We start from the raw sequence: 1,981 nt of genomic DNA on the forward strand, positions 1-1,981 counted from the left end.
AGAACCTCATGACCCACAACACCTAGGCCGCGGTGGCCCGTGCCCGCGATGGGCCCGGCGGCTACGCTGACCCTGAGACCCGCCCCGCCCGGGGCACACCCCCGACGATCACCCCACGGGAGCACCCATGAGCACCGCCACCGACCTCGGCCCGTCCCGCAGCCCCTTCGGCCCCGACGCCGCGGCGCGCGTCCCCAGCTCGGGGACGGGGCTGTCCTCGACGGGCGGCCGGGTGGCCATGCTCGTGGTCGTGATCCTCGCGGTCGTGGCCGCGTTCCTGGGCTCCGGCGTCGTCGGCGGCCTGACCCCCGTGGCCGAGGCCGCGGGCGGCTGGCTCGGCCCGGACGCCACCTGGGTCTCCCCGGCGACCCCCGCGTTCGGCATCTGGTCCGTGATCTACGCGGGGCTGCTGGCGTACGCCGTGTGGCAGTTCCTCGCCTCGGCCCAGTCCGCCCGTCACGACCGCCTGCGACCGTGGATCCTGGTCTCGGTGCTGCTCAACGCCGCGTGGATCTGGACGGTGCAGGCCGGGCTGCTGGGGCTGAGCGTCGTGGTGATCGCGCTGCTGCTGACGTGCCTGGCGTGGATCCTGGTGCTCCTCGAATCCGTCCGCGCGCACAGCTGGGGGGAGCGGATCCTCCTGGACGGGGTGCAGGGCCTGCATCTGGGCTGGGTCTCGATCGCCGCCGTGGCGAACCTGGCCGCGTGGCTGGCCTCGACCGGCGTCGTCGGCGATCCGGGGCAGTCGTCCTTCTGGGCGAAGGTGATGCTCGTGGTGGCCGTGCTGATCGGCGCGTTCACGGCCGTGTACAACGGCGGCCGCCCGGCTCCGGCGTTCGCGCTCGCGTGGGGTCTGGTGTGGATCGGCGTCGGCCGCGCGGACGGCACGGGGCTGCTCTCGGGCAGCCTCGCCCTCCTGGCGTGGGGCGGCGCCGCGATCGTCCTGCTGTGCTGGCTGGCCGCGCTGCTGCTCTCCCGCCGGTCCGCGACGGGCGAGGCCCGCGACCTCGTCCTCGACGCCCTCGACGGCGGCGGCGACCCCATCGACGGCCGCCGCTGACCCCCGTCGTCATTGACGGAACGGGGACCGATGTTGTCGTGACGTGCGGCAACACCTGTGCCTCCCACCTGCGATGATGTGGTGATCCGAAGGCCCCGCCTCACGGCGGGGCCTTCGTCATGTCCCCGTCCCTTCCCCTCCAGGATCCTCGTGCCCCTTGCCCGTCTGCGCGCGGCGCTCCCCGCGGCCGCACTGTCCCTGCTCCTGCTCACCGGCTGCACCGCCACCGACGACGGCGTCACCCCGGCGAGCGATGCCGACACCTCCGCGTCGGTCAGCACGATGCCGATCACGTCCACCCCCTCCGTCGACGCGGCTGCGACGAGCCGTGCCGCTGCGTCGTCGCTGGCCGCTTCCTCCTCCGCCGCGCAGAGCTCGCGCGCCGCAGCGTCGTCCTCGAGCGGGGCCGCCGAGTCGCGTGCCGCTGAGGGCTCCCGCAGTGCCGAGCCGGCGGCGCCCGCCGCCCCGGCCGACGTCGAGGGAGACGTGGTCACGGTCGAGTCGATCTCGGACGGCGACACGCTCCGCGTGACCCTCGGCGAGGTGTCCACGCGGGTGCGCCTGCTCAACATCGACACCCCCGAGACCCACCACCCCTCGAAGCCGGTCGAGTGCATGGGACTGGAGGCGACGGCGGCGCTGAAGTCGATGATCAGCCCCGGCGACACGGTGGTGCTGCGGTACGACCGCCGGCTCTACGACCGCTATGACCGCCTCCTCGCCGGCGTGTACGCCGACGGCGTCCTGGTCAACGCCGAGATGGCCCGCCTGGGCTATGGCGAGCCGGCGGTCTTCGACGGCAACGACCGTTTCCTGCCCGAGGTCGAGGCGGCGTGGGAGCAGGCCCGGGCGAACGGCGTCGGCAGGTTCTCCGGGGAGTGCGGCACCGCGGCCGAGCACCCGGACTTCAGCCTCAACGGC

The 1,981-nt window shown here is 74.0% G+C and carries 2 protein-coding genes; both read left to right on the top strand.

The annotated features are described in order from the left end of the window. Positions 1 to 127 precede the first annotated feature (127 nt). Entirely contained in the window at positions 128 to 1,060 is a 933-nt protein-coding gene (locus HMPREF3105_RS07255; protein WP_070709071.1) for a TspO/MBR family protein, read from the top strand. Between the two features lie 150 nt (positions 1,061 to 1,210). Further along, positions 1,211 to 1,981: thermonuclease family protein (locus tag HMPREF3105_RS07260; protein WP_070709072.1), on the top strand; the 771-nt coding region annotated here is incomplete at its 3' end.

This window comes from Micrococcus sp. HMSC31B01 (assembly GCF_001816085.1).
In the GTDB taxonomy this organism is placed as follows: domain Bacteria; phylum Actinomycetota; class Actinomycetes; order Actinomycetales; family Micrococcaceae; genus Micrococcus; species Micrococcus luteus.